The organism is Geodermatophilus sp. SMS 5-13 (assembly GCF_059428245.1).
Genome location: NZ_CP165729.1, coordinates 3,612,101 through 3,638,348 on the forward strand (window position 1 = coordinate 3,612,101; position 26,248 = coordinate 3,638,348).

At 75.1% G+C, this 26,248-nt stretch carries 25 protein-coding genes; 14 read left to right on the forward strand and 11 right to left on the reverse strand.

Annotated elements, in window-relative coordinates; translation table 11 throughout:
- Window positions 1–83: 83 nt before the first annotated feature.
- From AB3388_RS17455 to AB3388_RS17475, 5 genes are all read left to right on the forward strand, one after another.
- Complete coding sequence (locus tag AB3388_RS17455; protein WP_495406574.1) at window positions 84–611, forward strand: flavodoxin family protein; 528 nt, start codon at window positions 84–86, stop codon at window positions 609–611.
- On the forward strand, window positions 608–1,330 hold the full coding sequence (locus tag AB3388_RS17460) for a hypothetical protein (protein ID WP_495406575.1): 723 nt from the start codon (window positions 608–610) through the stop codon (window positions 1,328–1,330). The genes AB3388_RS17455 and AB3388_RS17460 overlap by 4 nt, the downstream gene beginning before the upstream one ends.
- Complete coding sequence (locus AB3388_RS17465; protein WP_495406576.1) at window positions 1,327–1,542, forward strand: PLD nuclease N-terminal domain-containing protein; 216 nt, start codon at window positions 1,327–1,329, stop codon at window positions 1,540–1,542. Before AB3388_RS17460 ends, AB3388_RS17465 begins: the two co-directional genes overlap by 4 nt.
- Before the next feature lie 97 nt (window positions 1,543–1,639).
- Complete coding sequence (locus tag AB3388_RS17470) at window positions 1,640–2,800, forward strand: LLM class flavin-dependent oxidoreductase (RefSeq protein ID WP_495406577.1); 1,161 nt, start codon at window positions 1,640–1,642, stop codon at window positions 2,798–2,800.
- On the forward strand, window positions 2,797–3,426 hold the full coding sequence (locus AB3388_RS17475; RefSeq protein ID WP_495406578.1) for an FMN reductase: 630 nt from the start codon (window positions 2,797–2,799) through the stop codon (window positions 3,424–3,426). The genes AB3388_RS17470 and AB3388_RS17475 overlap by 4 nt, the downstream gene beginning before the upstream one ends.
- Window positions 3,427–3,482: 56 nt before the next feature.
- Here the strand turns inward: AB3388_RS17475 and AB3388_RS17480 are convergent, their stop codons facing one another.
- The 7 genes from AB3388_RS17480 to AB3388_RS17510 form a co-directional block, all read right to left on the reverse strand.
- The gene (locus AB3388_RS17480; RefSeq protein ID WP_495406579.1) at window positions 3,483–4,190 is read right to left on the reverse strand and encodes an AmiS/UreI family transporter; all 708 of its coding nucleotides are present in this window, start codon (window positions 4,188–4,190) and stop codon (window positions 3,483–3,485) included.
- Between the two features lie 400 nt (window positions 4,191–4,590).
- Window positions 4,591–4,815, reverse strand: coding sequence for a hypothetical protein (locus tag AB3388_RS17485; RefSeq protein ID WP_495406580.1), 225 nt, complete (start codon window positions 4,813–4,815; stop codon window positions 4,591–4,593).
- A gap of 375 nt (window positions 4,816–5,190) precedes the next feature.
- A complete protein-coding gene (fmdA, locus tag AB3388_RS17490) occupies window positions 5,191–6,444 on the reverse strand; it encodes a formamidase (RefSeq protein ID WP_495406581.1) in 1,254 nt (417 codons plus the stop codon).
- Between the two features lie 136 nt (window positions 6,445–6,580).
- Window positions 6,581–6,745: a hypothetical protein gene (locus AB3388_RS17495; RefSeq protein WP_495406582.1), complete on the reverse strand. Its 165-nt coding sequence runs from the start codon at window positions 6,743–6,745 to the stop codon at window positions 6,581–6,583.
- Between the two features lie 226 nt (window positions 6,746–6,971).
- Window positions 6,972–10,271: a SpoIIE family protein phosphatase gene (locus AB3388_RS17500; protein ID WP_495406583.1), complete on the reverse strand. Its 3,300-nt coding sequence runs from the start codon at window positions 10,269–10,271 to the stop codon at window positions 6,972–6,974.
- Window positions 10,272–10,439: 168 nt separating this feature from the next.
- A complete protein-coding gene (locus tag AB3388_RS17505) occupies window positions 10,440–12,014 on the reverse strand; it encodes an FMN-binding glutamate synthase family protein (RefSeq protein ID WP_495406584.1) in 1,575 nt (524 codons plus the stop codon).
- 39 nt (window positions 12,015–12,053) lie between these two features.
- Window positions 12,054–13,016, reverse strand: coding sequence for a glycoside hydrolase family protein (locus tag AB3388_RS17510; protein ID WP_495406585.1), 963 nt, complete (start codon window positions 13,014–13,016; stop codon window positions 12,054–12,056).
- Window positions 13,017–13,103: 87 nt separating this feature from the next.
- On the opposite strand from AB3388_RS17510, the gene AB3388_RS17515 reads away from it, so the two are divergent.
- On the forward strand, window positions 13,104–14,078 hold the full coding sequence (locus AB3388_RS17515; RefSeq protein WP_495406586.1) for a sulfotransferase family protein: 975 nt from the start codon (window positions 13,104–13,106) through the stop codon (window positions 14,076–14,078).
- Here the strand turns inward: AB3388_RS17515 and AB3388_RS17520 are convergent.
- Together AB3388_RS17520 and AB3388_RS17525 are read right to left on the reverse strand one after the other, a co-directional pair.
- Entirely contained in the window at window positions 14,069–15,400 is a 1,332-nt protein-coding gene (locus AB3388_RS17520) for an MFS transporter (RefSeq protein WP_495406587.1), read from the reverse strand. The genes AB3388_RS17515 and AB3388_RS17520 overlap by 10 nt on opposite strands.
- Before the next feature lie 5 nt (window positions 15,401–15,405).
- Window positions 15,406–16,584: an AI-2E family transporter gene (locus tag AB3388_RS17525; RefSeq protein WP_495406588.1), complete on the reverse strand. Its 1,179-nt coding sequence runs from the start codon at window positions 16,582–16,584 to the stop codon at window positions 15,406–15,408.
- Window positions 16,585–16,654: 70 nt separating this feature from the next.
- Here AB3388_RS17525 and AB3388_RS17530 point away from each other — a divergent pair, with 70 nt between their 5' ends.
- From AB3388_RS17530 to AB3388_RS17560, 7 genes are all read left to right on the forward strand, one after another.
- A complete protein-coding gene (locus AB3388_RS17530) occupies window positions 16,655–17,296 on the forward strand; it encodes a TetR/AcrR family transcriptional regulator (protein ID WP_495406589.1) in 642 nt (213 codons plus the stop codon).
- Window positions 17,297–17,393: 97 nt separating this feature from the next.
- A complete protein-coding gene (locus AB3388_RS17535) occupies window positions 17,394–17,795 on the forward strand; it encodes a cupin domain-containing protein (protein WP_495406590.1) in 402 nt (133 codons plus the stop codon).
- A 134-nt stretch (window positions 17,796–17,929) separates the two neighbouring features.
- The gene (locus AB3388_RS17540; protein WP_495406591.1) at window positions 17,930–18,511 is read left to right on the forward strand and encodes a glycosyltransferase; all 582 of its coding nucleotides are present in this window, start codon (window positions 17,930–17,932) and stop codon (window positions 18,509–18,511) included.
- Between the two features lie 90 nt (window positions 18,512–18,601).
- Complete coding sequence (locus AB3388_RS17545; protein ID WP_495406592.1) at window positions 18,602–20,014, forward strand: sensor histidine kinase; 1,413 nt, start codon at window positions 18,602–18,604, stop codon at window positions 20,012–20,014.
- Window positions 20,011–20,655 (forward strand): response regulator, encoded by a 645-nt coding sequence (locus AB3388_RS17550; protein ID WP_495406593.1) that lies wholly within the window; start codon window positions 20,011–20,013, stop codon window positions 20,653–20,655. Before AB3388_RS17545 ends, AB3388_RS17550 begins: the two co-directional genes overlap by 4 nt.
- A 33-nt stretch (window positions 20,656–20,688) precedes the next feature.
- Entirely contained in the window at window positions 20,689–23,514 is a 2,826-nt protein-coding gene (locus AB3388_RS17555) for an FAD-binding and (Fe-S)-binding domain-containing protein (protein ID WP_495406594.1), read from the forward strand.
- Window positions 23,515–23,547: 33 nt separating this feature from the next.
- Window positions 23,548–23,967, forward strand: a complete 420-nt coding sequence (locus AB3388_RS17560) for a hypothetical protein (protein ID WP_495406595.1) — start codon at window positions 23,548–23,550, stop codon at window positions 23,965–23,967.
- Window positions 23,968–24,127: 160 nt separating this feature from the next.
- Here the strand turns inward: AB3388_RS17560 and AB3388_RS17565 are convergent, their stop codons facing one another.
- On the reverse strand, window positions 24,128–24,748 hold the full coding sequence (locus AB3388_RS17565; RefSeq protein WP_495406596.1) for an SGNH/GDSL hydrolase family protein: 621 nt from the start codon (window positions 24,746–24,748) through the stop codon (window positions 24,128–24,130).
- Window positions 24,749–24,827: 79 nt separating this feature from the next.
- Window positions 24,828–25,568: a 3-oxoacyl-ACP reductase FabG gene (gene fabG / locus AB3388_RS17570; protein ID WP_495406597.1), complete on the reverse strand. Its 741-nt coding sequence runs from the start codon at window positions 25,566–25,568 to the stop codon at window positions 24,828–24,830.
- Window positions 25,569–25,862: 294 nt separating this feature from the next.
- Between fabG and AB3388_RS17575 the strand changes: the two genes are divergently transcribed.
- The gene (locus AB3388_RS17575; protein WP_495406598.1) at window positions 25,863–26,237 is read left to right on the forward strand and encodes an ester cyclase; all 375 of its coding nucleotides are present in this window, start codon (window positions 25,863–25,865) and stop codon (window positions 26,235–26,237) included.
- Window positions 26,238–26,248: the final 11 nt, after the last annotated feature.

Genomic DNA, 26,248 nt, shown 5'->3' on the forward strand with positions numbered 1-26,248 from the left:
TCCGGTCACGACGGGACCCTCCGCCCGCGGTTCGGGACGTACGTCCCCTGGAGCGGTCGCGGCGTGCGGGCCAGCGTCTGCGCATGGACGTCGCGATCGTGTACGAGACGCTGTTCGGCACCACCCGGTCGGTCGCGGACGCACTGGCCGCGGGGGTGCAGGACGCCGACCCGCAGGCGCGGGTCTCGGTGCTGCCGGTGGACGACGCGCCGCCGGAGCGCATGACCTCGGCCGGTCTGCTGCTGGTCGGCGGCCCCACCCACGCCTTCGGGATGAGCCGCGCCTCGACGCGCGCGAACGGCCGGCAGCAGGACGTCGCCGCCGCCGAGGCCGCGCACGCGAGCACGACCGGCGTCCGGGAGTGGCTCGACGCGCTCCCGCCGGCCCCCGCCGGCGGGCTCGCCGCGGCCTTCGCCACCCGGGCCGACAACCCCCTGGCCGGCAGCGCGGCCAAGGGGATCGCCAAGCGGCTGCGCCGGGCCGGTTACGAGCTCGCCGCCGAGCCGGAGGGCTTCGCCGTCACCGGCACCGAGGGACCGGTCAAGGACGGCGAGCTCGACCGGGCGCGGCGCTGGGCCCACGACCTGGTCGGCCGGCTCGTCGCGTCGTGACCGCCCCGGCGGCCGCTGCCCGCGCCCGCCGGGGATCGCTCGCCGTCGTCCTCGGCGAGTACACCGCCGAGGTGCTGTACGGCCTGGCCCACCCCGAGTGGCGGCGGTCCGGGGCCACGCCCGAGGAGGAGCGGGCCACGCTGCCCGGCGACGAGCTGGTGCCGGAGCCGGGCTGGGCGGCCACGCGGGCGGTGAGCATCGCGGCCCCGCCGTCCTCGGTCTGGCCGTGGCTGCGGCAGCTCGGCTACGGCCGCGGCGGCTGGTACGCCGACCTGCCGTGGTGGAGGGACCCGGCCGGCCGCACCGGGCGCAACTCCAGCGCCGCCGCCGTCCTGGCCGGGCACCAGCACCTCGCGCCCGGCGACGTGCTGCTCGACGGCGCCGGCTGCGACGAGACCGTCGGCGCCTGGACGGTGGTCTCGGTCGACGAGGGGCGCTCGCTCGTCCTCTTCAGCCGGCGCACCATGAGCGGCCGCGAGCTGCGGCCCGGCGATCCGCTGCCGCGCTCGTGGTTCGCCTGCAGCTGGGCCTTCGCCCTGCGTCCCGACGGCGCGGCCGGCGCCCGGCTGCTCGTCCGCTCGCGCGCCCGGTACCAGCCGGCCTGGATGCTGCGGCTCGCCGGCGTCGTGTTGCTGGGCGACACCGTCATGCAGCGCGCGATGCTGCTCGGCATCCAGCGGCGCGCCGAGGTCCCGGGCCGGACGGAGGAGCAGGGATGACACGCAGGCGATGGGCGGATCTCTCGGGACGGCAGCGGGCCGCGCTGCTCGCGCTGGCCTCGGTGCAGGTGTCGCTGGCCGCCACGGCCTGGACCGACCTGGCCCGGCGCCCTGCGTCCCGCGTGAACGGGCCGAAGGCGGTGTGGGCGGTGGTCATCGCGATCAACGTCGTGGGGCCGCTGGCCTACCTGCGGTTCGGCCGGCGCCGCTGACCCCCGGATGGGGCAGGCGGGCGCGGGCATAGACCAGGGTGCGGCTACGTTGTGCGGGCGAAGGTAGTTGCACTCTCAACTAGCAACGGAGACTGTCATGCAGTTCGGGATCTTCTCGGTCAGCGACATCACGACCGACCCGACGACCGGCCGCACGCCGAGCGAGGCGGACCGGATCGCGGCGATCGTCACGATCGCCAAGAAGGCCGAGGAGGTCGGGCTGGACGTCTTCGCGCTGGGCGAGCACCACAACCCGCCGTTCTTCTCCTCCTCCCCCACGACCACGCTGGGCTTCATCGCGGCGCAGACGACCACCCTGCAGCTGTCGACGGCGACCACGCTGATCACCACCAACGACCCGGTGAAGATCGCCGAGGACTACGCGATGCTCCAGCACCTGGCCGGCGGCCGGGTCGACCTGATGATGGGCCGCGGCAACACCGGCCCGGTCTACCCCTGGTTCGGGCAGGACATCCGCAACGGCATCGAGCTGGCGGTGGAGAACTACGCGCTGCTGCGCCGGCTCTGGCGCGAGGACGTCGTCGACTGGCAGGGCCGCTTCCGCACCCCGCTGCAGGGCTTCACGTCGACGCCGCGCCCGCTGGACGGCGTCCCGCCGTTCGTGTGGCACGGCTCGATCCGCAGTCCGCAGATCGCCGAGCAGGCCGCGTACTACGGCGACGGCTTCTTCCACAACCACATCTTCTGGCCGCCGGAGCACACCCAGCGGATGGTCGAGTTCTACCGCCGGCGCTACGAGCACTACGGCCACGGCACGGCCGACCAGGCGATCGTCGGCCTCGGGGGCCAGGTGTTCATGCGCAAGAACTCGCAGGACGCCGTGAACGAGTTCCGGCCCTACTTCGACAACGCCCCGGTCTACGGCCACGGCCCGTCGCTGGAGGAGTTCAGCACCGAGACGCCGCTGACCGTCGGGTCCCCGCAGCAGGTCATCGAGCGCACCCTCGGCTTCCGCGACTACGTCGGCGACTACCAGCGCCAGCTCTTCCTCCTCGACCACGCCGGCCTGCCGCTCAAGACCGTCCTCGAGCAGCTGGACATGCTCGGCGAGGAGGTCGTGCCGGTGCTGCGCCGCGAGTTCGCCGCGCTCAAGCCCGCGCACGTGCCGGACGCCCCGACCCACGCGAGCCTGGTCGCCGCCGCCGGCGGGGCCAAGGACTCGACGGTGCACGCGCCGGCCGACGACGTCACCGGTCAGGTCCGCGGCGAGGAGGCCGAGGAGGTGGAGGTGCGATGACCACGCGCACGCTCGCCGTCGTCAGCGCCGGGCTGTCGGTCCCGTCGTCCACCCGGCTGCTGGCCGACCGGCTCACCGCCGCCACGGTCGAGGCGCTGCGCGAGCGCGGCGTCCCCGCCACCGTGGAGGTCGTGGAGCTGCGCGAGCACGCCCGCGACCTGGCCGACAACCTGGTCACCGGCTTCCCGAACGCCGCGCTGCGCCGGGCCGTGGAGACGGTCACCGGCGCGGACGGCCTGATCGCGGTCACGCCGATCTTCTCGGCGTCCTACAGCGGCCTGTTCAAGACGTTCGTCGACGTCCTCGACCGGGACGCGCTGCTCTCCAAGCCGACCTTGTTGGCAGCCACCGCCGGTACCGCACGCCACTCGCTGGCTCTGGAGTTCGCGCTGCGGCCGCTGTTCGCCTACCTCCGGGCGGCGGTCGCGCCGACGGCGGTCTTCGCCGCCTCCGAGGACTGGGCCGGTGGGGACGGCGTCAGCCGGGCGCTGGGCGAGCGCGTCCGCCGGGCCGCCGGCGAGCTGGCCGACCTCATCGCCGGCCTGCCGACCGCGCCCCCGGCGGACTCGCTCCAGGGCCCGTTCGGGGGCACCCCGTCCTTCGAGGAACTGCTGCGCGGCACCTGAGCCCGGCCGGAGCAGGGGGACGGCACATCGTCCCCCTGCTCCCAAGGATCACCGGCTCAGCGCGAGCCGGACTCCGACCCGAAGCGCTGCTGGTCCTCGGCCGTGCGGGGCAGCGGCATCCCCTCGGGCACGCCCTCGGTGAACTCCGCCGTCTCCGCCGTGACCATCTGGCGGCGCAGCAGCGGGTAGAGCGCCACCAGCGAGCCCACCTCGACGATGGCCAGCGCGACCGCCCAGGTGTTCACGTTCGCCGTCCACTTGCCGGTGAGGATCAGGAACCCCGGGGCCGCGCAGGTGAAGACCCCGGCGACGATCGCGAGCGCACCGGTGTACCGGCCGTACTCCTCGCGCTTGAGCCCGAGCACCACCCAGAACAGCGCCCAGAGCACCGCCCAGTAGAGCCAGATGACGCCGAAGGCGTTGTCGAAGATCGGGTTGGGGAAGAAGAAGTTCAGCAGGGAGTAGACGACCGCGGCGCACGCCACGAAGGCCGAGAACCAGCCCAGCCCGGTGCCGTCCAGGCCGGCCAGCAGGTTGATCCCCACGTACAGGTACGTGAAGCCGAACAGGTAGATCCCGGCGGCGAAGAGGATCACGTCGGGATCGCCGCCCGAGGTGAGGATCAGGACGGTGGGGGTGACCACCTGGAGCGTGCCGACGAACAGGTTCAGCGGCGCGGCCGCCCGGGCGTCGACCAGGCCCAGCAGCATCAGCCCGTTGACGATCAGCACGGGCCCTACGTAGAGCAGTCCGACAGGTCCCACGTGCACTCATCTCCTTGCGTGCCTGCACGGTGCGGAAAGGTCCCCCGTGTCGGTGTGGCGACGACGCGCCAGAAGACGGGACGCGCCGGACGGCGCAGGGCGTCCGGACCTCCCGGGCCGGGCCGGCGGCGCGCAGAACCGGCGCCTGCCCGCGGACCCGTGCCCCCACAGCGGCGCACCCACGTGTCCCTGACTGCGGACATGGGCCGCCGACCTCCTGTCGGTCGGTCAGGCGCCGCGCCCGCGGCCCGGTGCTGCTGCCGACCGCTGCGGAACGACGATCTTGCCGACCGCGGCGCGGAGTCAATGTCTGCCCCGCACGCGCGGGCCGGTGCGGCGGCGTCCCCGCGCGCCCTCACCGGCTGTGCGGGCCGGCACGCGGACCGCACGAGCGCCGCCGTCAGCGCGCGGCGTCGTCCCCCTCGTCGGCGAGCGCCGCGTCGAGCAGTGCCGCCAGCCCGGCCAGACTCCGGTGCGGCCCGTCGGTCCGCAGCACCACCGGCTCCGCCGGACCGCCGTCCTCCTCGGCCAGCCCGGCCGCGAGGTCGTGGGCCGTCCGCAGCGCGGTCTTGCCGAACCGGTCCACCGCCTCGTGCCGCTCGATCGGCAGGTGTTCGTCGGCCACGGGCCGAGTCTCCTCCCCCCGGCGCCCTGGCGCCGACCGGCTCGTGCGGGGTGTCCGCACCCAGGGTGAGTCGGCGGCTCCGGGTGGGTATGCCTCCGACGGTTCCCCAGCCAGCAGGAGCCGCACGGAACCGACGAAGGAGCGAGCGATCCGTGGAGACCCGGGTCGAGGTGTGCTGGACCTGCCCTCCCTGCGAGGTGACCGGACAGGACGCACCGGGGGCTGGAGGGACCAGCCCCCGATGCTGGAACTGCGGTGGACCGGTCGTCGTGACCGCCCGGCCCACTGTCCGGACCCATGAGGGCCGGGCACCGTCCTGAACGGCGGCGGGCGCGGCGGTCGCCCTGAGGGTGACCGCCGAGCCCCCCGAATCGGTCAGGACGTGACGGCGCACTGCCCTCGGTCGGCCTTGACCGGCCCCGACGCCGACGGGCGGGCGTCGAAGTCGAAGATCGCGGTCGGCAGGTACAGCGACGCACAGGCGTTCGGGATGTCCACGATGCCGCTGATCCGGCCCTCGATGGGGGCCGAGCCGAGCAGCAGGTAGGCCTGCTCGCCCGAGTACCCGAACTTCTTCAGGTACTCGACCGCGTTCAGGCACGCCCGCTTGTAGGCCAGCGTGGCATCCAGGTACTTGTTCGTGTTGGTGTCGGGGTCCACCGAGACGCCGATGAACGTCAGGAACTCCGAGTAGCGGGGCTCGACGTTGCCCGGCATGAAGATGGGGTTCGTCGTCACACCGTAGGTCTCCATGCCGCCCTTGATGAGGTCGACGTGGAAGTCGATGAACCCGCCCATCTCGATGGCGCCGCAGAAGGTGATCTCACCGTCGCCCTGGCTGAAGTGCAGGTCGCCGCCGGAGAGCTTGGCGTCCTTCACGTGCACCGGGTAGAACACGCGGGAACCACGGCTGAAGTTCTTGATGTCGTGGTTGCCGCCGTTCTCTCGGGCCGGCACCGTGCGGGCGCCGTCCCGGCCGATCCCGTCCAGCACGCCCCCGGAGGCGGTGCCGCCGAGCACGCTCTGCTCCAGCGGCGGGAGCGCCAGCGGCGGCACCCGGTCGGGATCGGTGGCGATCAGCGCCCGTTCCCGCTCGTTCCACCGGGCGAGCAGCTCCGCCGACGGCGCGGTGCCGAACAGCCCCGGGTGGGTCAGACCGGTGTAGCGGACCCCGGGGATGTGCCGGGAGGTGGCCACCTGGCCCGAGAAGTCCCAGATCGCCTTGTACGCGTCCGGGAAGTAGTCGGTCAGGAAGCCGCCGCCGTTGACCTTGGCGAAGATGCCCGTGTAGCCCCAGCCCTGGCCGGGCGCGTCGCCGTACTCCTGCGGCGACTGCACCGGCCCCAGGTCGAGGATGTCGACGACCAGCAGGTCGCCGGGCTCCGCGCCCTCCACGCCGATCGGCCCGCTGAGCATGTGAGCATGCGTCAGGTCGACGTCACGGACGTCGTTGGCCGAGTCGTTGTTGCCTATCTGGCCGTCGGTCCATTCCCGGCACTCGACGCGGAAGGTCTGCCCGGGCCGCACCATCGTGGCGACCGGTACGTCCGGATGCCACCGGTTGTGCCCGGGTACCGCCTGATCACGCATCGACTTCGCCTGATCGACGGTGAAGACGACGTCTGGCATGTCCCCCACTCTCCGATCTCGATTACCGCTGCAGGGTCCGGTCCGCCGGAGCGGGCCGTCTGGGTGGGCGAGGAGAACCTCCCTTCTCCGTATCGCGGAGCCCCCGCGCTCCCTGCGGTCTGACCGGTGCCCGCCGCTACGGTCGCGGCAGGGCCTGCCACCTCGGGTCGGCCGGCGCCGACCGCCGCGCCGCCGGCGGGACCGCGGTGGTCACCTCCGGCGCGTCGCTGCTCGCCTCGTCGCGCAGTCGCGCCGCCGCGGCCGGGCCGGAACCCCGGCTCACCAGCGGCGGCGTGTACATCCGTCGCCCCGCCGCACCGCAGCGGGGGCACACGCTCGTCGGATCCGCCGTCCCGATCGGCCGGTGGACCTCCCAGGGACCGCAGGTCCCGCACCGGTACACATAGCCGGCCAAATCGAATGCCCCCAGGGGTTCGGACCGCGCTCGGTGAGGAAGCGAAGCTAGCGGTCCTGGCGGCGACTGCTCCCCGATGTCTCGGAATGGGAAACCGGGTGCTTGCGCGTCGCTACGCCGGGCTCTCGCCGGGTGACGAGGGGTGTCGGCCCTGCAGCACGGCCACCATGCCGGTGACCTCCAGCGCCCGGCGCGCCGGCCCGCCGGTCGGCAGGACGACGTCGAGCACCGGGGTACCGCGCACCAGCTCGTCGAGCAGGCCGATGCCGACGCTGGTGAGATGCCCCAGGCCGGTGAGGTCGAGCTGCACCGGGCCAGGAACGCCGACCTCGCGCAGCAGGGCCTCGCGCACCGCCCCCACCGCGGCCAGATCGAGGTCACCGGCGACCTCGACGCAGCGCCCGCCGCCCCGCTCGATCACGCGCACCGCGGCCGGCCGCGCGGCGCGCCCCGGCGCCCACCCCCCGGCGGCTTCCGGTGCCGTCGGCAGCGGCATCCGGAAGCTGACCGTGGTCCCGTGCGGCCCCGGCCGCAGCTGCACCGCGTCGGCCAGCTCACGGATGATCTGCAGGCCCCGGCCGCGGAACCCCGGGTCGGTCGGCACCGGCCGCCACAGCCCGGTGTCGGTGACGGTGACCGCGACGGCGTCGTCCTCGGCGGCCGCGGTCACCCCCACCGAGCCGGGGCCGCCCCCGGCGCTGTAGGCGTGCTCGACGGCGTTGGCGACGGCCTCGCCCAGGGCGAGCTGGAGGTCGCCGGTCGTGCGCTCGCCGAGCCCGGCCTCCTCCGCCCAGCCGGCCACCGACCGCCGCAGGTCCCGCAGCCGGGCGGGATCGGCCGGCAGGGCCAGCTCCAGCGGCGCCGGCAGCAGCCGGGCGGCCAGGACGGCGACGTCGTCGTCGGCCCGGGTGCCCGGGAGCAGCGCGGCCAGGACGCCGTCGACCAGCCCGGCCACGCCGATGCCGCGCGCCGGCCGGGCGGCATCGGCCAGCCGGGCGAGCCCGTCGTCGAGGGTGGCGCCCCGGCGCTCGATGAGGCCGTCGGTGTAGAGCACCAGGGTCTCCCCCGGGGACAGCGTGGTGCCGAAGTCGGTGCGTCCGGTGCGGGTGGACAGGCCCAGCGCCGGCCCCGGCGGCCCGTCGAGGTACCCGGCACCCCCCGGGCCGAGGCGCAGCGGCGGCGGGTGGCCGGCCAGGCTGTAGGACAGCCGGCCCGACCCCGGGTCGAGCAGCAGGCAGGCGGCGGTGCTGACCCGCGCCCCCTCCACCGAGCCGGCGAACCGGTCGAGCAGCTCGAGCGCCCGGGCCGGCGGGTGCCCCTCGAGGAGCAGGGCGGCGAGCGCGCTGCGCAGCTGGCCCATGACCGCCGCGGCCGGGGCGCCCTCGCCGACCACGTCACCGACCACCAGGGCGAGGCGGCCGCCGTCCAGCGGCAGCACGTCGTACCAGTCGCCACCGGCCGAGGCGCCGTACGCCCCCGGCAGGTACCGGGCGCTGACCGCCAGCCGCTCCAGGCGCGGCAGCGACCGGGGCAGGAGGCTCTGCTGCAGCGTCTCGGCGATCTCCCGCCGGCTGTCGGCCAGGGCCGCCCGCTCGACGGCGACGCCGGCCTGACCGGCGAGCGTCATCAGGAAGCCCCGCTCGTCCGCGTCGAACTCGCGCGCCGCCGGGAAGCTGACGCCGAGACTGCCCAGCACCCGCCCGCCGACCGACAGCGGCAGCGCCGCGGCCGCCTCGGTGTTGTCCATCAGGCCACCGACGGCCTCGGGGTAGCGCGCCAGCCACGCGGCGCGGTCCGGCAGCCAGACCGGGCGACCGGTGCGCGCGGCCTCGGTGACCGGGAGCGGGGCGGTCAGCCGCATGGCCGAGTAGGCCGCGAGCCGGTCGGCGGGGTAGCCCGAGACCTCCACCGGGCGCAGCAGCCCGTCCGCCCCGAGCACGCAGACCGTCGCGACGGAGGCGCCGAGCACGGTGCGCAGCCCCGACGAGAGCTCGGCGGCCGCCTCGGCCACCGTGCCCGCGCCGGCCAGCCGGCGGGTCAGCTCGTACAGGGCCCGCTGGTGCGCGGCCATCCGCTCCGCGGCCACGCTGACCGAGAGCCGATGGCCGAGCTCGCCGGCGAGCTGGAGGTCGGCGTCGTCGAAGTGCCGTTCGGCCTGCACGGTCACCACGTTGAGCAGGCCGACCACGGTCCCGCCGGTGACCAGCGGGACGACGAGCACGGTCCGCGTGCCGAGCTCGGCGATGCGCCGGTACTCCTCGGCGTCGCGGGCCACCCGGCGGCGCATCGCGTCGTCGACCTGCTGGATGAGGAACGGGAGGCCGCTGCGGTAGGTCGCCTGCAGGTCACCGGGCACGGTGACGGGGTCGAGACCGAGGACGGCGGGGGCGAAGTCGGCGGGCGCCGCGGCCACCGCGCGGTAGCGCCCGTCGTCCTGGCGCAGCCACACGCTCGCCCGCTCCCCCAGCACCCCCACGGTCAGCTCGGCCACCGCGCTGAGCCGGTCCTCCACGGCGCCGGGGGCGGCGAGCAACCGCCCGGCCGCGGCGAGGAGGACCCCGGCCTGCTCCCGGCGCTTCTGCTCGGTCACGTCGATCAGGACCCCGTGCAGCGCGGTCGCCGTCCCGGCCTCGTCGCGGGCCACGTGACCGAGGTGGTGCAGCCAGACCAGCCGGCCGTCGGCGGCGTGGGCACGGTAGGTCAGGGCGAAGTCCTTGCCGTCGTCGACCGCCTGCCGGACCGTCGCGAACGCGCGCTCGCGGTCGTCGGGGTGGACGGTGCGCCGCCACAGGTCGGGGTCGGCCATCCACGCGGCCGCCGGGTGGCCGAGCAACTCCTGGACGCGGTCGTTGACGAAGCGGATCTGCAGCGTGAACGGGTTGCGCTCCCACACGACCGCGTTGAGCCCCGCGACCATCGCGGCCAGCCGGGCGGCCCCGGCCTCCGCCGCCCGGCGGCCCGCCTGCTCGGCCGCCGCTGCCGCGCGGTCGGCCTCCGCGGCGAGCCGCTCGCTGACGTCGAGCACGCTGCCGCGGACGAGCACGCGGTCCTCCGCCGGCAGCCGGAGCAGGGTGACCTCGCAGGGCACGTCGCCGCCGTCGGCCCGGCGGTGCGTCCAGGCGAAGCGCGGCCGGCCCCCGGCGGCCGCCGCCTCGACATGGGCCCGGACGGCGTCGGCCGACGCGCGGCCGTCGGGCTGCACCTCCGGGCTGACGTCCACCGGGCCGAGCTGCAGCAGCTCCTCGCGGGGCAGGCCGAACAGCTCCTCCGCGGCGCGGTTGACGGTGACGAACCGCCCGAGCCCGACGTCCAGGATGACGATCGCGTCCGGCGCGTGCTCGACCAGGGCGCGGTAGCGCGCCAGCTGCGCCGCCGTCGCCTCTTCGGGGCCGGTCAGGATCGGTTCGCTCATCCAGGAACCTGCGACGACAGCCCCCCGGGCGGCCCGGCGGCGGGCAGGGTCGGGCATCCCCCCGACCGATTCCCTCGCCGCATCATGAGCCGCGGACCTCTCGTCCCAGGTCGGCACGACGGTAGCGCGCAACCGGGTGGGCCGCCCCCGGAGCCCTTCCCGGGGCGGTCAGCCGACGGCGGTGGGCGACGGCGGCGCGCTGCCGCCCTGCGGCGCCTCCGCCGTCATCAGCCGGACGATCTCCGTCCGGTCGGCCTCCGACGGCAGGCCCCACTCCGGCTCGTAGTCGTAGACCTCGCGCAGCGGACGCGACGCCGTCCGCCCGGTCAGCACCTCGACCGACGAGGTGTCGATCAGTCCCGGGTGCTCGACGCCGCAGGCCTCGGCGACCTTGAGCAGGTCCCGCCGCAAGGTGCTGATGTAGGTGGCCGCGCGCACCGACTTCAGGGCCGGGTCCAGCCCGTGCGCCAGCCAGGGGCTCTGCGTGGCGACCCCGGTGGGGCAGGTGTCGGTGTGGCACTTCTGCGCCTGGATGCAGCCGATGGCGAGCATGGCCTCGCGGGCGACGTTGACCAGGTCGCAGCCCAGGGCGAAGGCGACGACCGCGTTGTCCGGCAGGCCGAGCTTGCCGCCGCCGATGAACGCCACCTGCTCGTGCAGCCCGGCGCGGGCGAAGACCGTGTAGACCCGCGCGAATCCGAGCTGGAACGGCAGCGAGACCGAGTCGGTGAAGATCAGCGGCGCGGCGCCCGTGCCGCCCTCGCCGCCGTCGACGGTCACGAAGTCGACGCCGCGGCCGGTGGTCGCCATCAGCTCGGTGAGCTCGTGCCAGAAGGCCATGTCGCCCACCGCCGACTTGATCCCGACCGGCAGGCCGGTCTCCGCCGCGAGCAGCTCCACCCAGTCGAGCATGCTGTCGGGGTCGGAGAACTCCGCGTGCCGGGACGGGCTGATGCAGTCCTCGCCCTCCGGCACGCCGCGCGCCGCGGCGATCTCCGCCGACACCTTGGCCGCCGGCAGCACCCCGCCCAGGCTCGGCTTCGCGCCCTGGCTGAGCTTGATCTCCAGCGCCCGCACCGGTGCCGACGCGACCAGGTCCTTCAGGCGGGCGAGGTCGAAGCGGCCGTGCTCGTCGCGGCAGCCGAAGTAGGCGGTGCCGATCTGGAAGACCAGTTCGCCGCCGTGCCGGTGGTGCACCGACAGGCCGCCCTCGCCGGTGTTGTGCAGGCAGCCGGCCAGCGCCGCGCCGCGGTTGAGCGCCTCGACCGCGCGGCCGGACAGCGAGCCGAAGCTCATCGCCGAGATGTTCACGACCGATGCCGGGCGGAACGCGTGGGCCCGGCCGCGGGCGGCGCCGAGCACCTTGGCGCAGGGCAGCGCCACCTCGCTGCCGGCGTGCACGTTGGTGGTGGGCACCGCCCGGCCGAACGTCTTGTGCTTGATGATCGGGTAGCCGGCCGTGTACTCGAGGTCGTTGTCGGTGCCGAAGCCGAAGTAGTTGTTCTGTTTCTTCGCCGACGCGTACACCCAGCGCCGCTGGTCGCGGGTGAACGGCCGTTCCTCGTTGTTGCCGGCGACGAGGTACTGGCGCAGCTCGGGGCCGACCGCCTCGATGAGGTAGCGCGCGTGCCCGATGACCGGGAAGTTGCGCAGCAGGGTGTGCTCGCGCTGGAGGAGGTCGCGGGCGGCCACCGCGCCCAGGGCGGAGAGGCCGGCTGCTGCGGCGCGGGAGAGCCAGGTCATGGCCGGAGTGTGCTCCCGGTTCGGCGGCGCCGCCTGCGGTCAGGAGGGCAGCAGCACCGTCCGCAGCTCGTGCGCGCCGTCGGCGCGGGTCGCCTCGTAGAACCAGCGGGTGGTGCCGTCGGGCAGCGGGACGGCGTCGGCGTAGCGCAGGCCGCCGGGTGCGTGCGGGCTGGCCAGCGCCGGGCCGTCGGGGTCGGCGGCGAAGCGGCCGCCGTCGCCGGTGGCCCGGGCCACCCCGGTGCGCTCCTCCCAGTTCTCCTCCGCGGTGGCGCGTCCGTCGTAGAGCGCCCAGGTCGCCGGGTCGTCCGGGCCGCCGGGGCCGAGGAGGACCGTGGCGAACCGGACCCCGCGGGCGTCCCAGGTGCCCGGGGTGCCGGCCAGCGCGGTGCCCGTCCACGTCCACGCCCGCCCGTCGGGGCTGGTCGCGTGCTCGGTGGTCATCCGGTCGGTGGCATCGGGGTCGTCGAGCGGGTGCACCGAGGCCCACAGGTGCCAGCGGTCGTCGACGAGGCGGATCACCGGGTCCTTCACCGCGGCGGTGGCACTGCCCGCCAGCACCGTCTCCGGCCGCGACCCGCCGAGGTCCTCCACCGAGCCGGCCTCGAGCAGGTCGACCCGCCAGTGCTTGGTGCCCGGGGTGGCGCAGCTGACGTAGAGCCGCCACCGCCCCTCCGGGGTGCGCACGAGGGCGGGGCGCTCGAGGGACTCGGCGCCGAAGTCGTCACGGGCGATGCGCACGACCTGCTCGAAGGTGACGCCGTCCGCCGAGCGGGCGACCACGTTGGCGTACCCGCGGCCTTCGCCGATCGGCCGGCGCAGTCGGTAGGCCAGCCACCAGACCCCGTCGACGAGCAGCGCCGACGGGCCACCGGCCCAGGCGCCGGGCCGGGCGTCCTCGGGGACGACGGCCACCACGGCGTCGTCCCAGAAGCGGTCGGTGCGGGCGAGCAGGCTCCCCGCGGGGGGCACGAGGTCGGAACGGGACGACAGACTGCTGGTCAACGTGCGGCTCCCCGGCGACGGTGGCGGTCCCTGCAGGTTAGCCCTCAGAATCCCCATCATCACGGTGGAATTGGTAGAAATGGCGCCATGGCCGAGCGATTGCCCCAGTTCTTCATCGCCGGCGCCCCCAAGGCGGGGACGACGGCGCTGCACGCGGCCCTCGCGACGCACCCGGGGCTGTACCTCTCCCCGGTCAAGGAGCCCAAGTACTACCTCACCGGCGGCCGCCCGCCCGCCCGCTCCCGCCAGCGGGGGCCGGGCGACGCGCACAGCGCCGGGGAGTGGATCTGGCGGCGGGAGCGGTACGTCGCCCTGTTCGACGGCGCCCCGGCCGGGGCGGTCCGCGGCGAGAGCACGCCGTTCTACCTGTACGACCGCGCCGCGCACGCCCGGATCGCCGCCGACGTGCCCGACGCCCGGATCGTGCTCGTCGTCCGCGATCCGGTCGACCGGGCGGTGTCCAACTGGGTGCACCTGCGCGCCGACGGACTCGAGCCGGAGGCCGACTTCCTGGCCGCCGTCCGGGCGGAGGAGCGGCGGATCGCCGGGGGGTGGGCGCCGTTCTGGCACTACCGCGGGCTGGGCCGCTACGGCGAGCAGCTGCGGGACCTGCTGACCCGCTTCCCCCGCGAGCAGGTGCTGCTCCTGCGCTACCGGGAGCTCGTCGACACCCCGCAGCAGACGCTCGACCGGGTCTGCGCCTTCCTCGGTGTCGCCGAGGGGCAGGCGCACGCCGTCCCGCCGGAGAACGTCAAGCCCTACGTCGCCGACGGGGCGCGCTACCGGGCGCTGGCCCGGGTCGTCCGCGCCGGCGCGGCGCTCGGCGCGTTCGCTCCCCCGCAGGTCTGGCGGCAGGCGAGCCGGCCGCTGATGGCGGCGCTGCACGCCGGGCACGCGAAGCGCCCGCCCCTGCCGGTCGAGGTGCGCCGCGAGGTGCTGGCGCCGCTGCTCGACGACATCGCGCTGCTCGAGGAGCAGAGCGGCGAGTCGTTCGCCCACTGGCGCAACGACACCGGCCGCGGCGACTTCCGCTCCCGGGCGGCGAGCCAGGGTCAGCGGTAGGCGGAGCCGCCGCGCAGCCGGGCACCGACGGCCACGTGCAGCGGCACGAGCACGACCCCGTCGCGGGCCAGCCGGGCGCGCACCTGGCGGCGGTGCCGCAGCACGCCGATCAGGCCGATCGCCCAGAACACGTACTGGACGGCGAACGCGGCCCGGAACGCGCCGAGGTCGTAGCCGGTCGAGCCGCCCGGCGTCAGCAGGTCGAGCACCGCGCCCACCGCGAGGATCGTGCACAGCGAGGCGAAGAACCCGCCGACGTTGACCACGCCGCTGGCGCTGCCCATCCGCTCCGCCGGGTTCTCGGTGCGCGCGTAGTCGAAGCCGATCATCGAGCCGGGGCCGTTCGTGCCGAGCACGACCACCAGCAGCACGAGCACCGGCAGGGGCGCCCGCCCCGGCCAGAGCAGCACGACCGTCCACGCCGTGGCGGTCGCCAGCAGGATCGAGAAGACGAGGTTGGAGCGGCGCAGCGGCCAGCGCCCGCACAGCCGGCCCAGCAACGGGCCGAACGCCATGCCGACGAGCACGAGCAGGGTCAGCAGCCCGGCCGCCGTCCCCGGGGCCAGGCCCTCCCCCAGCACGAGGAAGGGGTAGCCCCAGAGCAGGGCGAAGACGGTGCCGGAGAACTGGGTGACCAGGTGGGTGTAGAGCCCCAGCCGGGTGCCCGGCTCGCGCCAGGTGTCGGCCAGCCGGCGGCGCACCTCGGGCATACCGGCGGCACGCGGCCGCGGCGTCCCCGGCGGGGCGTCACGCAGCGTCGCGAGCACCAGGACGCCCGCGAAGACGCCGACCGCCGCGGCGCCGAGGAAGGTGCTGCGCCACGAGGTCGCGTGCAGCAGCGCGACCAGCGGGTAGGCGGCGGCGATCTGCCCCAGCTGGCCGAAGATGCCGGTCGCCTGCGTGATCAGCGGAACGGTCGTGCCGGGGAACCACAACCCGATCACCCGCAGCAGGCTGATAAAGGTCATCGCGTCGCCGGCCCCGATGAGCACGCGCGCGACGACTGCGGTCGGGACGTCGGTGGCCAGCGCCAGGATCAGCTGCCCCGCCGCCATGGTGACCGCGCCCGCGACGATGAGCGCCCGCGAGCCGAACCGGTCGAGCGCGACGCCCACGGGCACCTGCATCGCGGCGTAGACGGCCAGCTGGAGGACCAGGAACAGCGAGATCGCCGAGGCCCCGGCGTCGAAGCGGTGCTGCGCCTCGACCGCGGCGACGCCGAGCGAGCCGCGGTGGAACACTGCCACCGCGTAGGCGAACAGACCGACCAGCCACACCGCATAGGCGCGGGCGGGGGCACGAGCGGGCGTCGGGGCGGTCACCGTCGTCACCCTGAGGACGACACCTGCGCGGCACCGACCCTTCCGCCGTCGCCCGTGACATTGCGCACGCCGCCGTCCTCCCCGACCGGTTCCCGCTCCTCGCCGACGGTCGGCTCCGCCTTCGGCCGGCCGCGGCGGTGGTCCCAGACGTCGCGCAGGATCACCTGGACCATGCTGGCCACCGGGATCGCCAGCAGCGCGCCGAGGACGCCCATCAGCTCCACGGCGAGGAGGATCGCGACGATCACGGTCAGCGGGTTCAGCTTCACCGTCCGGGCGAAGATCAGCGGCTGGAGCAGGTGGTTCTCCAGCTGCTGGTAGAGCAGGAAGAACACCAGGACGGCGATGCCCGCGGGCACCGAGTGCACGAAGCCGGCGACGACCGCGACGACGCCGCCGATCGTCGCGCCGACCAGCGGGATGAGGTCGGCCAGGCCGACGAAGAGCGCGACCAGGCCGGCGAAGGGCACGCCGGCGATCAGCAGGACGACGTAGGTCAGCACCCCGCAGATGAAGCTGATCAGCAGGTTGCCGGAGATGTAGCCGGTCACCGACTTGGCGCAGTCGTGGCCGACCCGCCGGATCCGCTCCCCGCGCTCCGGCGGGAACAGGTTGATCACGCCGTCGACGAGCTTCGGGCCCTCGAGCACCATGAGGTAGGCCAGCACCAGCACGGTCGCGAGCCCCGCCAGGCCGGTGGCGACGCTGCCGATCACGCCGGCGGCGGGGGCGGTCAGGCCCTGGGCGAACTGGCCGATCCGGTCCTGGTTGTCCTGCACCCACTGCAGCGCGTTCGTGCGCTCGAGCAGGTCGCCGACCGGTCCGCGGCCGTGGCGCGCGTCGTCGACCAGGCCGGGCAGCTGCCCGGCGAACTTCGCGCCCTCCTGGACCAGCGGGACGGCGAAGGCGGTGATCAGCCCGGCGAGCACGAGGAACACGACGAGGAAGACGAGGAAGGTGGCCAGCGCCCGGCGGCGGCCGCCGAGCAGCCGCCGCTGCACCCAGCCGGTCAGCGGGGCCAGGGCCACGGCGAAGAACGCGCCGATCACGATCCAGGTGAGCACGCGGCGGGTCTCGATGACCAGGTAGAGCAGGAACGCCGTCGCCAGCACCAGGCCGATGACGGCCAGGATCGCCCGGACGGGAACCGGCCGGACGGGACTGCTGGCAGGCGATGAGGTCACGCCCCACCCATGCCCGCCGCGGCGGCTCGCGAAGCGCCCGGACCCGAGGTTCGGCGATACAGTCGGGCCGATGGGGGCACTCGTCTCGACTGCACCGGTGGTGGACGACCCGGCCGTGGACGACGGGCACCGTCGCGGCCGGATCCTGCGGGCCCTCGCCACGTGCATGGCCGAGAAGGGCTACCGCGCCACGACGATGTCCGACATCGCGCGGGTCGGCCAGGTCTCCAAGACCGTGGTCTACGCCCACTTCCGGGACAAGGAGCAGTGCCTGCTCGAGCTGTACCAGCGGGCCACCGACACGATGCTCGGCACGGTGCGGCGCGCGCAGGACGACGCGCGGGCCGCCGGGCTGCCGTGGCGGGACCGCGTGCGCACGAGCGTCGAGTCCTACCTGGCCGTGCTCGCGGCCGGTCCCGCGGTCGCCTGGGCCGCGCTCGTCGAGGTGCAGGCGGCCGGGCGCGCGGCGCTCGAGCTGCGCCGCGCCGTGGTGGACCGCTACGTCGACCTGCTGGTCGAGGTCGCCGACGAGCTGAGGGAGGCGCACCCCGGCGAGGTCCGGCCGGTCGGCCGCGAGCTGGTGCTGGCCGCCGTCGGCGGCATCAACGAGCTGATGCTGGTCCGCGTGGAGCGCGGCGAGGCCGAGCGCGTCACCGAGGACGCCGACGTGGCCGCCTCCGTCCTCCTCTGCCTGCTCGAACACCACGGGTGACCCGGTCGGGCGACACCGGCCGCCCGACGCGTAGGCCTCTCGATCGCGGGATAGGACCAGCGGCGAGACCGTCCGTCCGAAGACGAGGAGTTCGCCCGTGGCGTCCGTCATCAACTACACGATCGCGACCGAGGCCGAGAAGAGCCCGGACTTCCGCCGCGTGCTCTGGACCGGCAAGAACACCCAGCTGGTGATCATGACGATCCCTGCGGGCGGCGAGATCGGCGAGGAGGTGCACGAGGACACCGACCAGATCCTCACCTTCGTCAGCGGCACCGGCGAGGCTCGCGTCTCGGGCAGCACCAAGAAGGTGGCGCAGGGCGACCTGGTCGTCGTCCCCGCGGGCGCGAAGCACAACTTCCTCAACACCGGCGAGAACCCGCTGATCCTCTACACCGTCTACGGCCCGCCGGAGCACGCCGACGGCGCGGTGCACAGGACCAAGGAGGAGGCCGACGAGGCCGAGGAGTCCGGCCGCGACGAGCCGCCCACCGAGTGAGGCGACGCGGGGTGGATCCGGCCGGCGGATCCACCCCGCTCCGGCGGGTCGTAGGACTGGTGTCCAAAGGCGTTCTGGACCCCTGACCTGATGGTCTGTCCCCGACACCGGGGTCGACCGAAGGAAGGGCAACGATGCCTGCAGAGGAATCGTCCGGCGCGCTGTCTCCGCAGCGGGTGCTGTGCGTGTCCCCGATGGTGGCCGGGTTCGGCGTCGACACGCTGGTGACGGCGTTCGGCATGCTCGCCGCCGACCGCCCGCACCTCCACCTGGACCTGGTCGGCGAGGGCCCCCTCGAGGACGACCTGCGCGCGCAGGTGCGCGCGCTCTCCCTGCAGGACCGGATCCACTTCCACGGGCCGGCGTCGAGCGAGGCGGCGGGCTCGAGCAGCGCCCTGGTCCTGCCCCGCCGGGTCGAGCCGGAGACCGCCGGCGAGGAGCCCGCCCTGCTGCTCGACGTCCTCACCGGCGCGAGCGCCGGACCGGCCGACCGGTCCTGTTTCGAGCGCTTCCCCTCAGGGCGGCAGCAGCCCGTCAGCCTGGTCGTCTCCGCCGACGACACGGTGGGCCTGGCGACGGCCATCGTCGCCGTCCTCGAGGGCGGCTCCGCCCGCGGCGCCCCGCGCGGTGGTGCACGGCGCCGCGCCCGACCACCCGGGCGGTCACCGGGCAGGGCGACGACCGGACGACCCGCCCTGCGGCCGCTGCACCGCTGACCCCCCGGTTCGGGGATCTTCTCCGGCGCGCGAACCGGTCACCATCTGTGCACATCCCCGCACGTCGACGCGGAACGAGGAGGGCCGGGCGTGGGCCAACACTCGCTGGTGCTCAACCGGCCCGTGGACGGCCGAAGCACGCCCGGCTGGACCATGCTCGTCGACGGCCTGGCGGCCGGCCGTTCCCGCGCGCTGCCCTCGACCCGGCGGGTCGTCGGGCGCTTCCTCGCCGCCAACGTGGTCGCCGTCCTGCTGCTGCTCGCGGGCAGCATCTGGGCGAGCCGGGCCGCGGCGGAGGAGGAAGGCATCGCCGACGCCCGTCAGCGGACCGACACCCTCGCCGTCCTGGTGGTCGAGGCCGCCCTCGACGACGGCCTGCTCGCGAACGACCCCGCGGCGAACCGGGCCGCGATCGCCCGGCTCGACGGCGTCTTCGGCCGGCTCGGGGAGGTCGGCATCGTCCGGGTCAAGATCTGGACGCCCCAGGGCCTCATCGTCTACTCGGACGAGAAGCGCCTGATCGGTGCGCAGTTCACGCTGGACGACGAGGACCAGGAGGCCCTTGTCGACGGGACGACGCAGGCCGAGGTCAGCGACCTCAGCCGCGAGGAGAACAAGTACGAGCGCCCGTTCGGGCGGCTGCTCGAGGTCTACCGGGCCGTCGTGACGCCGAGCGGCGAGCGCCTCGGGCTGGAGACCTACTCCCCGTACGACCTCGTGCTCGAGCGGCAGACCGACATCTGGTGGCGGTTCGCGCCCATCTCGGTGGCGGTCCTGCTGGCCTTCCTGGCGATGCAGCTGCCCCTCGCCCACCGGATGGTCGCGCAGCTGCGCGCCACCCACCGCGAGCGCGAGCTGCTGCAGACCCGAGCGCTGGACTCCTCCACCGAGGAGCGGCGGCGCATCGCGGGCAACCTGCACGACGGGATCGTCCAGGACGTCTCGGCCTCCGCCCTGCTCGTGGCCGGCGCCGCGGACCGGCTGCGCGAGGACGGCCGCGGCAACTGCGAGGTGGCCGGTGTCCTGGGCGACGCCGCGACCGCGCTGCGCGAGTCGGCGGGCTCGCTGCGCTCCCTGCTCGTCGAGATCTACCCGCCGACGCTGGAGCGGGCGGGCCTGGCCACCGCCCTCGACGACCTCGCCGACCGGCTGGGCTCCCGCGGCATCGACGTCCGGGTCCGTGTCCCCGACCCGCTCGACGTCCCCCTGGACACCGCGACCTTGCTGTTCCGCGTCGCGCAGGAGAGCCTGCTCAACGTGGCGAAGCACGCGCAGGCCACCCGGGTGGACGTGACGGTCACCCGGCTGACCAGGCGCGTCGTCCTCGAGATCGACGACGACGGGATCGGCTTCGACCTCGAGGCGGTGCGCCACCGCGGACGCTCGGGGCACCTGGGCCTGAGCGTCCTGCAGGACCTGGCCACCACCGCCGGTGCCCGGCTGCGCCTGCGCACGGCGCCCGGCGCCGGCACCAGCACCCGACTGGAGGTTCCGCAGCCGTGATCGACGTCCTGCTGGTCGACGACCATGCCCTGATGCGCGCCGGCCTGACCGGCCTGATCAGCGGCGCCGAGGACATGCGCGTGGTGGACACGGCCGCCGACGGCGCCCAGGCGCTGGAGGCGGTGACGGCGTCGAGCCCCCACGTGGTCCTCATGGACCTGTCCATGCCGGTCATGGACGGCATCGCCGCGACCGCCCGGATCACCGCGGAGCACCCGGACGTGGCCGTCCTGGTGCTCACCTCCTTCTCCGACCGGGACCGGGTCGTGGAGGCGCTCGACGCCGGCGCCCTCGGCTACGTGCTCAAGGACGCCGCACCGGCCGACCTGCTGGAGGCGATCCGGTCGGTGGCGCGGGGCGACTCGCCGCTGGACCCGCGGGTGGCCCGCACCCTGCTGCGCGACCGCCGGGCGGCCTCCCCCGCCGGCGACCTGACCGAGCGCGAGCAGGAGGTGCTGGCCCTCGTCGGCCAGGGCCTGGCCAACAAGCAGATCGCCCGCGCCCTGGGCATCCGCGAGGGCACCGTGAAGGCCCACCTGACCAGCGTGTTCCAGCGGATCGGCGTCCGGGACCGCACGTCCGCGGCGCTCTGGGCCCGGGCCAACCTGCCGCACACGGAGATCTCCGCCGGGGTCCCGTAGGCGCCGTCCCGGCCCGGGCCGGAGACTGGCCGGGTGACGACGCAGCAGCCGACCATCGATGCCGTCGCGGTGCGCGAGGCGCTGCGCCGGGCCGGCGTCGACGACGTCGACGACTCCGGTCTGGCCCGCGCGCTGTACTCCTCGGACGCCTCGCTCTACCGCGTGCTGCCGCGCGCGGTGGTCCGGCCGCGGCACCCCGACGAGGTGGTGGCGACGCTCGAGGTCTGCCGCGAGCTCGGCGTCCCGCTCACCGCCCGCGGCGCCGGGACGTCGATCGCCGGCAACGCCGTGGGCCCCGGCGTCGTCGTCGACACCAGCCGGCACCTGCACGGGATCTCCGCGATCGACCCGGAAGGCCGCACCGCCGTCGTCGACCCCGGCGTGGTCCAGGCGGCGCTGCAGGCCGCCGCCCGGCCGCACGGGCTGCGCTTCGGCCCGGACCCGAGCACGCACAACCGCTGCACCGTCGGCGGGATGATCGGCAACAACGCCTGCGGCTCGCGGGCCCTGGGCTACGGCCGGACGTCGGACAACGTCGTCGCGCTGGACGTCGTGACCGGCGGCGGGCAGCGGTTGAGCCTCGCGCCGACCGGCACGGGTGGGGTCCTGGACGAGCTGCGCCGGCTGGTGGACGGCGAGCTGGCGACGATCCGCACCGAGCTGGGCCGCTTCGGCCGGCAGGTCTCGGGCTACTCGCTGGAGCACCTGCTGCCGGAACGCGGCTTCGACGTGGCCCGCGCCCTGGTCGGCAGCGAGGGGACGCTGGCGCTGGTGCTCGGCGCGACCGTGCGGCTGGTCGCCGACGCGCCCGTGCGCGGTCTGGTGGTGCTCGGCTACCCGACGATGGCCGACGCCGCCGACGCCACCCCCGGGCTGCTGCCGCACTCCCCCACCGCCGTCGAGGGCCTCGACGCGCGCATCGTGCAGCGGCTGCGCGACGTCCCCGCGGCGACCGTGCCGGAGCTGCCGCGCGGCGAGGGCTGGCTGATCGTGGAGCTGACCGGCGACACCGTGGCCGAGGTGGAGGCGAAGGCCCGCGGGGTGCTCGCCGACGCCGCCGCGCTGGACTCGCTGGTCGTCACCGAGGCGGCGCAGGCCGCGGCGATCTGGCGGATCCGGGAGGACGGCGCGGGGCTGGCCGCCCGGACGTCCGACGGCCGGCCCGCGCACGCCGGGTGGGAGGACGCCGCCGTGCCGCCGGAGTCGCTGGGCTCGTACCTGCGCGGGTTCGAGGCGCTGCTGACCGAGCACGACCTGCAGGGCGTGCCGTACGGCCACTTCGGCGACGGCTGCGTGCACGTGCGGATCGACTTCCCGTTCGACCGCGAGCCCGACCGGGGCCGCAAGGCCTACCGCGCCTTCATCGAGGACGCCGCCCGGCTGGTCGCCGGCTACGGCGGGTCGATCTCGGGCGAGCACGGCGACGGGCGGGCGCGCAGCGAGCTGCTCCCGCACATGTACTCCCCCGCCGCGCTGGCGCTCTTCGAGCGGGTGAAGGGCCTGTTCGACCCGGACGACGTGCTCAACCCGGGCGTGCTGGTGCGCCCGGCCCGCTTCGACGAGGACGTGCGGGTGGCCGCCGTCCGCCCGCGGCGGGAGCGGCTGGCGCTGGCGTACCCGCACGACGGCGGCGACTTCGCCGCGGCGGTGCACCGCTGCACCGGCGTCGGCAAGTGCCGGGCCGACCTGCAGTCCGCCGGCGGCGTCATGTGCCCGTCCTGGCCGGCCACGCGGGAGGAGAAGGACACCACCCGCGGCCGCGCCCGGGTGCTGCAGGAGATGCTCGCGCCGGGCGGGCCGGTGCGGGACTGGCGCTCCCCGGAGGTGCACGCCGCGCTGGACCTGTGCCTGTCCTGCAAGGGCTGCTCGCGCGACTGCCCGACCGGGGTGGACATGGCCTCCTACAAGGCCGAGGTGCTGCACCAGTCCTACCGGCGCCGGCCCCGGCCCCGGCCGCACTACACGCTCGGGTGGCTGCCGCGCTGGGCCGACCTGGCCGCGCGGGCGCCGCGGGCGGTGAACGCGGTCATGGGCTCGCGGCTCGGCGGGCGGCTGGCGAAGTGGTCGGCCGGCATGGACCAGCGCCGCGAGCTGCCGCCGTTCGCCGTCCGGACGTTCCGGGCCGAGTGGGCGGGCCGGCCGCCGGCCCGGGGCGAGGGCGCCCCGGTGGCGCTGTGGGTGGACTCGTTCACCGACCACTTCGCGCCGTCGGTCGCCTGGGCTGCGGCCGAGGTGCTGGAGCGGGCCGGCTACCGGGTCCAGGTGCCGGACGCCGACACGTGCTGTGGGCTGACCTGGATCACCACCGGCCAGCTCGACGCCGCGCAGCGGATCCTCGGCACCACGGTGCGGGCCCTCGCGCCGCTGGCCGACGCCGGCGTGCCGATCGTCGGGGTGGAGCCCTCCTGCACCGCGGTGCTGCGCGGCGAGGCCGTGGACCTGGTCGACGACCCCGCGGCCGTGCGGGTGAAGGCGGCCACCCGCACCCTGGCCGAGCTGCTGGCGGACACCCCCGGCTGGGAGCCGCCGTCGCTGGCCGGGCTGGAGGTCGTCGCCCAGCCGCACTGCCACCACGCGTCGGTGCTGGGCTGGGCGGCCGACGAGCGGCTGCTACGCCAGGCCGGCGCGACCGTGACCCGGCTGGGCGGCTGCTGCGGACTGGCCGGCAACTGGGGCGTCGAGCGCGGCCACCACGAGGTCTCGGTGGCGGTCGCCGAGCAGCAGCTGCTGCCCGCCGTCCGCGGGCTCGGACCGGACGCCGTCGTCCTCGCCGACGGCTTCTCCTGCCGCACCCAGCTCGACCAGCTCGCCGGCCGGCGCGGCCTGCACCTGGCCGAGCTGCTCGCCGGGCGGACGTAGACGGCCGGGCGGCGGCGGGCCTAACGTTGCGTCGTGGCCGAGTGGCTCACGATCGAGGTGCTCGACGCCGAGGGCTTCCCGGCGTCGCTCTGGCAGGACGCCCACGGCAACGACCTGGTCGAGGCTGCGGTGACGAACTACGCCCTGTACTGGGAGTGGCACGAGACGCGCTGGGGCGTCGTCCTCGAACTGGCCTTCCCCGACGACGAGCGGCTCGAGCGCTACCGGGCGCTGCCCGCCGTCCAGGCGGCGCTCGACGCGGTCCCGGACCGGGTGCACGGGCTGGTGGTCTACCGCGGCCGCGGTGGTGGTGCGGGCGCGTCGGTGCCCCGGCGGCCGCGGCCGAAGCCGGTCGCCGGGTCCGCGGAGTGGCCGGCGCCCGAGGAGTTCCGGTTCCTGGCCGTCGAGCACGGCCGGTACGACGCGACCGACGAGGAGTTCCGCCCGACCTGACCCCTGGCCCCGGGTCAGCGCCGCCGGATGCGCACGTCGTCCACGCAGGTGACCGATTCCGCCAACCGTCGGGTCGCCGGCCATCGAGATTCGCCGCAGTGCTGTATCCCGCCGCGGGGACCGGCACTCACGCGCATCTCGACGCGGCGGCTGCCTGCGCTCAGGCGGCGGCGTCGCGGCGGGCGCGGGCGGCGGCGAGAACGGTGGGCGCCAGCGCCTCGGCGATGCGGGCGTAGCCGGCCGAGGACGGGTGGAAGCGGTCGGCGGAGAACAGGTTCGGGTCGGCCGCGAACGCGGCGCCGACCTCCGGACCGACGTCGGCGAAGATCGCGCCGGCCGCGCGCGTGACCGCCTCCTGCTGCCGCTGCAGCATCGAGCACGCCGCCTGCACCACCGCGCGGAACGCCGGCGGGACGAACGGCACGACCGACATGTCCGGGGCCGGGACGACGAGGACGTCGCTGCCCGCGGCCTGCAGCCCGGCCACGGCGTCGGCCAGCGAGCGGGCGGCGTCGGCCGGCGGGACGAAGCGGGCCAGGTCGTTGGCGCCGACGACGACGACGGCGAGATCGGGCGCCAGCGGCGCGGCGCGGCGGACCTGCGCCGCCAGGTCGGCGGAGACCGACCGCGGGAGAGCGAGCACGTGCAGGTCGACGGCGAAGCCCTCGGCGGCCAGGCCGGCGGCCAGCCGGGGGCCGAGCCGGTCCTCCGGACGGCGGGCGCCCTGCCCGTAGCCGATGGAGTCACCGAGGACGGCGAGCCGGAGCGGAACGGATCCCACGCCCGTCAATTACCCGGCCGGCGCCACGAAGCACAAGGGCCCGGACGACGCGCGGTCGTCCGGGCCCCCACCGACGTGCTCAGGCGCGCGGGCCGCCGGCCGCGTAGATCACCTGGCCGGACACGAAGCCCGCGCCCTCGCTGACGAGGAAGCTCACCAGGTGGGCGATGTCCTCGGGCTGGCCGACGCGCTGCACCGGGATCTGCGAGGCGGCGCCCTTGATGAAGTCGTCGAACGGGATGCCCATGCGCTCGGCGGTCGCCTTGGTCATCTCGGTCTCGATGAAGCCGGGGGCGATGGCGTTCGCGGTGACCCCGAACTTGCCCAGCTCGATCGCGACCGTCTTGGTGAAGCCCTGCAGACCCGCCTTGGCCGTCGAGTAGTTGGTCTGGCCGCGGTTGCCCAGCGCCGAGACGCTGGACAGGCTGACGACCCGGCCCCACTTGGCCTCGGTCATGTACTTCTGCACCGCTCGGGTCATGAGGAAGGCCCCGCGCAGGTGGACGTTCATGACCGTGTCCCAGTCGAGCTCGGTCATCTTGAACAGCATGTTGTCCCGGGTCACGCCGGCGTTGTTCACCAGCACCGTCGGGCCGCCGAGCTCGGCGGCGATGCGGTCGACCGCGGCCTGGACCTGCTCGGCGTCGCTGACGTCGGCGCCCACGGCCAGCGCCCGGCCGCCGGCCGCCTCGATGGCCTGAACGGTGTTCTTGGCGTCCGTCTCGTTCAGGTCCAGCACGGCCACGGCGAACCCGTCCTGGGCCAGCCGCAGGGCCGTCGCCGCACCGATGCCCCGGGCGGCCCCCGTCACGACGGCCACGCGGGCCGTCCCTGCCTCGCTCATTGCGTTCCCTTCGTCCTGATCGCCGGCCCGCAGCGGGGCGTCGTCGCCCGGCGCGGCCGCGCGCGTGCCCCACACGGTACGGGCGCACGACGCCGTCCCCGCCGAAGCCCCCGCCCGCGGCCGGGTCATGAGGCCCGGAGGAGACCCCACGCCGGTCCGTGCGACCGGTTCCGACGTGCAGCGTTGCGCTGCCGGCCGGTTCCGTCGTGGTGTCCACCGCCACACACCGGCCGCCGGACCGCGGCGTGGCGGGCTCTAGGATCCGCGGCCGTGGACGAGGACCCCCGGACGATCGTCGCCCGGTACTGGGAAGGGCTCTGGCACCGCCGCGACCTCGGCGTGGTCGACGAGCTGATCGGCGACCCCTACGTGCGGCACTCCTCCGCCGGCTCGCGGTCGCTGAGCCGGAAGGAGTTCAAGCGGGAGCTGAAGGAGGCCTGGCAGCTGCTGCACGACCCCGCCACGACGATCGAGGACCAGGTCGCCGACGGCGACAAGGTCTGGACCCGCGCCACGACCCAGGGCGTCAACCTCGACACCGGGGAGACCTCCGTGGTGACCTGGCTGATCGTGCACCGGCTCGCCGGCGGCCGGATCGTCGAGTCGTGGAGCGCCACCCTGCCGGACGTCGACTGGCGGCGCTGAGCCGCACCGGG